Here is a 9,158-nt window from a genome sequence, read left to right on the forward strand (position 1 = left end):
ACGCCCTCATGTATATTAAAACCCTAACGTGCAATCACTTTCGCAACCTTGCCAATACCACCTTAACCTTTCATCCGCAGGGCAATTGGATTTATGGACTAAACGGCAGTGGTAAAACCGCCTTTATCGAAATGCTCTATCTTCTAGGACGTGGCAAATCCTTTCGCACCAACCAAACTAAAACACTCATCACCCACACGCAACCCTATTTACGTCTTATCGCGCAAATCCATAAAAACCAACAACCCCATCTTTTAGGCATCGAAAAAACCCCACAACAACACACCCAACGCCTAAACGGTGAACCGTTTCATGGACTGAGTAAACTCGCCCAGCTCACGCCGATTTGCCTACTCAATAACACCAACTTTGCCCTACTCGACCAAGGACCCGAACAACGCCGTAAATTCATTGATTTTGGCGTATTCTACGCCGACCCCCAGTTTTTCCCTCAATGGCAACGTTATCAATATGCCCTAAAAAATCGCAATGCCGCCTTAAAACAGCAATGGGCAGACAATCTCATCCTCCCGTGGCAACAGCTTTTAAGCGATAGCGCCAAACACATCGACACCATGCGCCAGCACTACCTCGCCCGTTTAGAAAACGCCTTAAACCACTACCATGCTCAACTGGGTGGACTTGAACCCATCCGCTTGGTTTATCATCGCGGTTGGCAAGCTCACACCAGCCTTGCCAACGTCCTACAACATCATCTTGAACGCGATAAACTCTTAAAACATACCCGTGATGGCATCCACCGCGCCGAACTGCGCTTTTATGCTAATGAGCAAGACATCACCCAATATTTCTCGCGCGGACAACAAAAAACGCTACTCAGCGCACTGATTCTCGCGCAAGCCTCTTTAATTGCCCAAGATAGTGGCACACACCCTATCATGCTCATCGACGACCTCAGCGCAGAACTGGATTTCAAGCGCCAAAAACTGCTCCTCTCTTTTATCATCCAAAGCGCGACACAATGGTTTATCACCAGCATTAACGCCCCCAGTGAAGACCTTATCCCCAGCAATAGCCAAATCTTTTATCTAGAAAATGGACACTTTAACCGCAAAGACTAGCCCAACCATTTAAATGAGTATCTACAAATCCGCCCCATAAAAATCAACAATAAAATCAACAGTTGCAAGGCATATTCAAAACCCTACCGACAAACAACGAACCCTTTTTCGCGCATAAAAAAACCCGCATTTAGCCTAAAGCAAAATGCGGGGGAAAGATCTATAGAATATTAACGAATCACTTCATAAACCATTGGCGTTGCCTCATAGCTTCATCGCCAATTTTAATCGCTTGCAAAAAGGCTTGCGCAGCTTGTTGCCAAGCATCCTCACTTTGTGCATGAATAACGGTCAAAGGCGTTTGCGTGTCTACTGTTTTACCTAGCGCTAAAACCTTATCAAATCCAACCGCAACATCAATTTTATCGCTTGCTACTCGACGGCCACCGCCTAAACCAATCACTGCCAAGCCCACACTACGGGTATCCATTGACAATAATGTCCCTGCTTTAGGCGCCATTAACGGCTTAATCACAGAGGCTTTTGGCAAATAATGCTCATAACGCTCTACAAAATCAGCAGGCGCACCTTGCGCATGCACCATCTTAGCAAACCGCTCCAATGCCTTACCGCTATCTAATGCCTGCTGTAATTTCTCCTGCGCTTGCTCTAAATTGCTCGCCAATTGCGCATTAACCAACAAATGCGCGCATAGCGCCATCGTTGCCTCATGCAAACGCGGATTAACCTGCTCACCACGCAAATAACGCACCGCCTCAGCAACTTCCACCGCATTTCCCGCGCTAGAAGCCAACACTTGATTCATATCAGTTAACAGCGCTGAAGTCTGACACCCTGCCGCATTTGCCACCTCCACAATCGAACGCGCCAACGCCACAGATTTCTCATAGGTTGGCATAAAGGCACCATTGCCGACTTTCACATCCATCACCAAACTATCCAAACCCTCGGCAAGTTTTTTCGATAGGATTGAGGCGGTAATAAGTGAAATAGATTCCACCGTAGCGGTGATATCGCGCGTAGCGTAAATACGTCTATCAGCAGGGGCTAAATCACCTGTTTGCCCGATAATCGCTGCACCTGCCTCCCGCACAATTTTTTCAATCGGTCGTTATCAGGGAACGTATCAAAATTAGGAATGGCCGATAATTTATCTAACGTTCCCCCAGTATGCCCCAAGCCACGTCCTGAAATCATCGGCACATACCCCCCACACGCCGCCACCATTGGCGCAAGCATCAACGACACCACATCGCCCACCCCACCTGTAGAATGCTTATCCACTATAGGGCCATCTAAATGAGCATCCTGCCAACTCAACACCTTGCCAGAATCACGCATCGCCAAGGTTAACGCCGTGCGCTCATCGATGGTTGTATCATTAAAATAAATGGCCATACACATCGCCGCAATCTGCCCTTCACTAGCGCTATCCTCCACAACCCCTTGAATATAAGCATTGATTTCTTCTTGAGTTAGGATTTGATTATCACGTTTTTTCTTAATGATTTCTTGAATTAACATCATTGTTTCCTTGAAATTTAATAACCCTGATGATTTGATTGTTGCTCGTTATTTAATACCGCCAACAAGTTTTTTAACAATCCAGAGGCGCCAAAGCGAAAATGCTCCGCATTAACCCAATCCTCCCCCATCATCTCTTTAGCCAATTGCAAATAATCTTGCGCCTCTTCTGCCGTGCGTACGCCCCCAGCTGCTTTAAAACCAACCTCCCGTCCACTCTCTTTAATCACTTGCAACATCGTTTGGGCAGCTGATAGCGTCGCATTAACCGCTACTTTTCCAGTTGAAGTTTTAATAAAATCCGCACCACCATTAATCGCTAATTGGCTAGCCTTAGCAATAAGCGCTTCACTTTTAAGCTCCCCTGATTCAATAATAACTTTAAGTTTTGCTTTATCTGCACAAGCCTCTTTGCAAGCGCGCACCAACTGCTCCCCCACTGCCTCATCGCCCTCAATTAACGCCTGATAAGGGAAAACAACATCTACCTCATCAGCGCCGAATGCAACAGCTTCTTGCGTTTGCGCTCTAGCGCTTTCAATATCTGCCTTGCCATGGGGAAAATTAGTAACTGTTGCAACTTTTACCGCTTGCAATCCCAGTTTATCTAGTGATTGACGCGCTGTTTGAATAAATTTTGGATACACGCATAGCGCAGCAGGACTACCAAAAGGCGTATCTGCTTGTTGGCAGAGATTTTCAATGACCGCATCCGTATCCTCATCATTCAAACTGGTTAAATCCATCAACTGTAATGCTTGTTTTGCCATGTGCATAAGTGCTCCAATAATTAATAAAAAATAGGGTGAGCCTTAGCCCACCCTTTTCATCCACAAAATTAATGAATAACCGCCAAAGCGCCAGCACTGCTTAAGCCAATAAACAACCCAGCGATTGCAGCACTCATTAAGTTAGACAAAGACCCAGCGACGACGGCTTTTAATCCCATCCGTGCCACGTCCTTACGACGCGTTGGCGCCATAACGCCCAAACCACCTACTAAAATCGCAATTGAGCTAAAGTTTGCAAACCCACATAAGGCAAACGCCACAATAGCTTTAGATTTTTCTGTTAATTCAATGGCCTGATTTGCCATATCTCCAGTGTAATTTGCAAACGCCACAAATTCATTAACGACAATTTTCTGCCCAATTAATGAACCAACATACTGCGCCTCAGACCAAGGCGTACCAATCACCCAAGCCAACGGCGCAAATAATTTGCCTAATAAAAACTCAAGCGACAAATCTTGGATATTAAACCAATTTCCAATTCCACCTAAAATACCATTCAGCAAACCAATTAATGCAATAAATGCCAACAACATCGCCCCCACATTGACCGCCATTTTCATCCCTGTAGAAGCGCCCGTTGCGGCAGCATCTAATACATTTGTTGTCTCTTCATTAGGGTCAGTTGCAAGCTCAGCATCTGTCATCTCCGTTGGTTTTTCTGTTTCAGGGAAAAGCAATTTAGCAAACAACAATCCCCCAGGTGCTGCCATAAAAGATGCTGCCAACAAATAAGGCAAAGGCACCCCCATTGAGGCATATCCAGCTAATACAGACCCTGCAATAGACGCCAAACCACCGCTCATTACCGCAAATAATTCTGATTGCGTCATATTTTTTACAAATGGTTTGACTAATAATGGCGCCTCAGTTTGTCCGACAAAAATATTTGCCGCTGCTGACATTGATTCGGCTTTAGAAGTCCCGAGCAATGCCTGCAAACCGCCTCCAATAATTCTCACCACCCATTGCATCACACCAATGTAGTACAACACCGACACCAATGATGAAAAGAAAATAATCATCGGCAATACCTTTAAGGCAAATACAAAACCCACGCTCTCCACATTCACCAAATTACCAAATAAAAAGGCAATGCCCTGCTCACCATAACTTAATACATTCCCCACACCATTAGAAAGCGCCTGCAAAGCTTTTTGACCAGGTGGGAAATATAAAATTAAAGCGCCTATCACAAATTGAATGATAAAGGCGCCTGCAACAGTTTGGAGTTTTATGGCTCGCCGATTGTTAGAGAACAATACCGCCAGCACAATTAACACCACAATTCCTAAAATGCTAATCAAACTACTATTCATGAAATTTCCTTATGGTTGAAAAACAAATGATTTATGATAATTACTATTCCTTAAAAATACGGGCGCTAGTATAGTACAGTGCTTGCTTATTCGTCACCGTCCCTAGAAGATTTATTGTTAACCAAATGATTATAAAGGAAAAAATATGAACCCTGGTAGCCAGTCAAATGATTTAATCACTAAAATACAAAATAGTTTAGAAACCCTTCCCCAACCCATACAACAACATTTTAAAACCCAACCACTTGAAAATTGGAGCACTATTTCTAGTCAGAAGGCTCAAGAACTTTGCCAGGCGCTACAAACCACACCAGAACAACTCGCACTCACTTTATTACCTTTTGCCGCCGCCTACGCACATGTACCCATTTCAAACTATTTTGTTGGCGCTATTGCCATTGACTCCGCTGGGGTGTTTTATTTTGGCGCCAATATCGAATTCACCCAAGCCGCTATTGCCCATACTGTTCATGCAGAACAAAGTGCAATTTCGCATGCATGGCTTAAAAATGCCACTCCTCTCCAGTGGCTTGTAATTAACTACTCTCCTTGCGGACATTGTCGCCAATTTATTAAAGAAAGCGCGCGCAGTGCAGATTTTCGTATTCAACTCCCCAATCGAGCGCCTCAATCTCTAGATTATTACCTCCCAGAATCTTTTGGACCTGTAGATTTAGGCATTGAACAGCGCCTATTGCGCCCTCGCGCCATTCCTAAAAATTGGTCGCAATCATTACAACCCATCGCACATCCATTATTTGATGCCGCCGCGCAGGCATTATTTAAAAGCCATTCACCTTATTCAAACAGTGAATGCAGTATTGCCCTTGCTTATGAAGATGGAGGGATTGTTGTCGGCTGTTACGGTGAAAATGCCGCCTTTAATCCAAGCATTGCGCCTTTACAAGTTGCGCTTAATTATCGGCGAATGCAAGGCAAAATATGGCAACAAGGTATCACACAAGCGCTTATGCTAGAACGCCAATCTGTACTCTCTCAGCGCCATAGTACTGAAACACTGCTCAAGCTATATACAGATATCCCATTAGACTACCACGCTATCGAATTACCCTAATACAGGGGCATTTTGACTAGCTGATAAGCCATCTATTTAGATACAGAGATTAGAAACACACTCACCACAGGCATAAAAAATCGCATCAATAACTGATGCGATTTTTTGTTTTAAACAAATACTTATTGCTTAAAAATCAATATTACTGGCTTTAATTGCATTATCTTCAATAAAGGCTCTGCGCGGCTCAACTTCTTCACCCATTAAAGTCGTAAAGATTTCATCGGCTACGCGCGCATCATTAATTTTAACTTGCAACATTCTTCTAACCTGAGGGTCTAGCGTTGTTTCCCATAATTGCTCAGGATTCATTTCTCCAAGACCTTTATAGCGTTGAATATCATAAGCTTTTTTACCTTCTGCAAAAAGCGCTTGCATAACCTGACTAAAATGGCGCACCTCTATGCGATTTTTGCTATTGATAAAATAAGCCCCTTCTTCTAATAACCCATTGACCTCTTTACCAAATTGAGAAAATTTACGATATTCAGGAGAGCTTACAAAATTCACATTAAAATGATTATAAAAACGATTGGCGTGCTGTTCAATCATGACATCAATGCGCCAATTCCCCTCCAGTGTTTGATTAGCTTGCGCATCAAAAGACACCCCAGACACCGCTGAAAGCGCTAATTGTTGTCTAAAGATTACCAACCAATCTTTTAATTTTGCCTCATCTAAAAAATATTCCGCTTTTAACTCAGGCGATTCAATAAATGCAGTTAACACGCGTCTATCATAGCGACTGGTCAAACGAGAAATGAGCGCTTCCAATTCAATATATTGACGCGCCAACGTTTCAAAAGCGGTTTTGCTAATAGGGGGCGCATCAGGATTAGGATAAAGTTCAGCATCATCAAGCGCCTGTGTAAGCAGCAGCTCATTTAACTCACGGTCATCTTTTAAATACTGACTTTGTTTGCCTTTTTTAATCTTATACAAAGGCGGTTGCGCGATATAAATATGCCCACGTTCAATCAATTCTGGCATTTGACGATAGAAAAAAGTTAACAGCAAGGTACGAATATGGGCGCCGTCAACATCCGCATCCGTCATAATGATAATGCGGTGATAGCGCAATTTATCGGCGTTAAAATCATCTCTTCCAATCCCTGTCCCCAAAGCGGTAATTAATGTCCCAATTTCGGTAGAGCCTAACATTTTGTCAAAACGAGCTTTTTCAACGTTTAGAATTTTTCCCTTCAATGGCAAAATGGCTTGGAATTTGCGATTACGCCCCTGCTTGGCAGAGCCTCCCGCAGAATCTCCTTCCACAATAAAAATCTCAGAGTGCGCGGGGTCTTTTTCTTGGCAATCGGCTAATTTACCTGGTAATCCTGCAATATCCAACACATCTTTACGTCGCGTCATCTCGCGCGCTCGGCGGGCGGCTTCTCTTGCTCTTGCCGCATCGACTATTTTTAAGCTAATGGTTTTAGCCTCACTAGGATTTTCGTATAAAACTCTTTAAACTTCTCATTTAAAACGCTTTCTACAATCCCCTTCACTTCAGAAGAGACTAATTTATCTTTTGTCTGTGAAGAAAATTTAGGGTCAGGCACTTTCACCGAAATAATCGCCGTTAATCCTTCTCTGGCATCATCCCCTGAGGTGTTGATTTTTTGTTTTTTAAGCAAGCCCTCAGATTCCATATAATTATTTAAAGTGCGTGTTAGCGCCCCACGAAAACCTGCTAAATGCGTTCCGCCATCACGCTGAGGAATATTATTCGTAAAACAATAGACATTTTCCTGATACCCATCATTCCATTGCATAGAAATTTCAACCGTTACCCCATCTTTTTCATGGCTGCAATAAAAAATACTTGGATGAATCACAGATTTATTGCGATTCAAATATTGCGTAAACGCCTTAACCCCCCCTTCATATTCATACACGCTTTCTTTTTTCGTTGCGCTCGTCATAGAGCATAATGCGCACACCTGCATTTAAAAAAGACAGCTCCTGCAATCGCTTTGCTAATAAATCATAATCGTAGCTAATCACCCCAAAAGTTGAGGCACTTGCCATAAAATTAACCGTTGTCCCTGTTTGTTGTGCATCACCTACAACCGATAAAGGCGCCTCAGGCTCACCATTAACAAATTTAACATAATGCTCATGCCCATCACGATAAATTGTCAAAGTTAAATAATCAGATAGCGCGTTAACAACCGACACCCCAACACCATGCAAACCGCCTGAAACCTTATAAGAATTATCATCAAACTTACCCCCAGCGTGTAACACTGTCATAATCACCTCAGCAGCTGAACGCCCTTCCTCTTGATGAATATCAACAGGAATGCCTCGACCATTATCACTAACCGTTACGGATTCATCTTGATGAATCGTTACTTTAATTTCTGAACAATACCCTGCTAACGCCTCATCAATTGCATTATCCAGCACCTCAAAAACCATATGATGCAATCCAGTACCATCATCAGTATTACCGATATACATCCCTGGACGTGTACGAACCGCTTCTAAACCTTTAAGAACGCGTATATTGGAAGAATCGTAAGACATCAAAATTATCCTGCAAAAAACAAACATTTTAGCATATCCAAGCCATACTGACTGCCCAGATAACACCCTCATATCCGCCTAAATGTGTAAAAAACAATCATCTGCGCCTAAGCTCTGAATCAGTTAATAAAAAACATTTGATTTACATCAAGGAGATTAATTAACACTCAGTCTATACCTCTGTTAATTACATTTTAGAGAGATTTATGAGCTTACTACTGCGCTTCTTATGTATTTTTATTATTTAGCTACTTTCCCTTAGCTCGCGCTGATATGGCAGACCAGCACGTCTATATCTCAACACTTAGCACCTTAGAAGAATTCATTAATGCCTTTGAGCTAACAGAGTTTTTTCCACAAGCCACTCATTGTGGTGAGGCATTACAAAGCCCCATCAAGTTGAAGTGTTTAATAAAAATGAAAAGCTAGGGCATAAACTAAAGGTGCTTTACCCAATGAAAACAGCTTGCTTAAATTACTGTATGTGGCTATGTTAAATGCCGGTGAGAAATGGACAAGACCCATCAACAATTGGGGACAAACTATGATGCAGTTGTCTATCCATTTCCCCGGGTGCTTAGATAAGGTGATGAGCCTTTGATTGAACTGACACAAACCTCTGAACGCCCTCATCCCCGCCCCAAAGTCCTGAACAAAAAAGGTTGTTAAAACAAAGATGTGCTGTTGAAACGATTTTTGATCAGTTAAAGAATCTATGCCAAATTGAACATACTCGCCATCGTTCGGAGAAGGGATTTTTGTTGAATCTGATTTCTGGATTAACGGCATATTGCTTGTTTGCGTATAAGCCGCAGATGTTTGGGAAGAATGCTTTGGCGGCTGCTAAATAGAGGTGGCTTATCCCGAACTCAGG

At 42.9% G+C, this 9,158-nt stretch carries 4 protein-coding genes and 4 pseudogenes; 4 read left to right on the forward strand and 4 right to left on the reverse strand.

Features of this window, described 5'->3' with window-relative positions; genetic code table 11:
- The first annotated feature begins 8 nt into the window (after positions 1-8).
- Positions 9-1,082 carry a DNA replication/repair protein RecF gene (gene recF / locus A5N84_RS05305; RefSeq protein ID WP_072281539.1) on the forward strand — a complete coding sequence of 358 codons (1,074 nt, stop codon included), beginning with the start codon at positions 9-11 and terminating at the stop codon, positions 1,080-1,082.
- A gap of 170 nt (positions 1,083-1,252) precedes the next feature.
- On the opposite strand, the pseudogene deoA reads toward recF, so the two are convergent.
- The 3 genes and pseudogenes from deoA to A5N84_RS05320 all read right to left on the reverse strand — a co-directional run bounded on the left by deoA (position 1,253) and on the right by A5N84_RS05320 (position 4,677).
- Positions 1,253-2,570 (reverse strand): annotated as a pseudogene (deoA, locus tag A5N84_RS05310) (thymidine phosphorylase).
- A gap of 14 nt (positions 2,571-2,584) precedes the next feature.
- Complete coding sequence (deoC, locus tag A5N84_RS05315; RefSeq protein ID WP_072281540.1) at positions 2,585-3,343, reverse strand: deoxyribose-phosphate aldolase; 759 nt, start codon at positions 3,341-3,343, stop codon at positions 2,585-2,587.
- 62 nt (positions 3,344-3,405) lie between these two features.
- On the reverse strand, positions 3,406-4,677 hold the full coding sequence (locus A5N84_RS05320; RefSeq protein WP_072281541.1) for a NupC/NupG family nucleoside CNT transporter: 1,272 nt from the start codon (positions 4,675-4,677) through the stop codon (positions 3,406-3,408).
- A gap of 145 nt (positions 4,678-4,822) precedes the next feature.
- Between A5N84_RS05320 and cdd the strand changes: the two genes are divergently transcribed.
- Entirely contained in the window at positions 4,823-5,752 is a 930-nt protein-coding gene (gene cdd, locus A5N84_RS05325) for a cytidine deaminase (protein ID WP_072281542.1), read from the forward strand.
- Between the two features lie 129 nt (positions 5,753-5,881).
- On the opposite strand, the pseudogene gyrB reads toward cdd, so the two are convergent.
- Positions 5,882-8,284: pseudogene (gene gyrB / locus A5N84_RS13055) on the reverse strand (DNA topoisomerase (ATP-hydrolyzing) subunit B).
- 436 nt (positions 8,285-8,720) lie between these two features.
- Between gyrB and A5N84_RS11755 the strand changes: the two are divergent.
- Both A5N84_RS11755 and A5N84_RS05340 read left to right on the forward strand, forming a co-directional pair.
- Positions 8,721-8,885: pseudogene (locus A5N84_RS11755) on the forward strand (IS256 family transposase); the annotation flags it as partial.
- A gap of 61 nt (positions 8,886-8,946) precedes the next feature.
- Positions 8,947-9,135: pseudogene (locus A5N84_RS05340) on the forward strand (transposase); the annotation flags it as partial.
- Positions 9,136-9,158 lie beyond the last annotated feature (23 nt).

This window comes from Rappaport israeli (genome assembly GCF_001888055.1).
In the GTDB taxonomy this organism is placed as follows: domain Bacteria; phylum Pseudomonadota; class Gammaproteobacteria; order Cardiobacteriales; family Cardiobacteriaceae; genus Rappaport; species Rappaport israeli.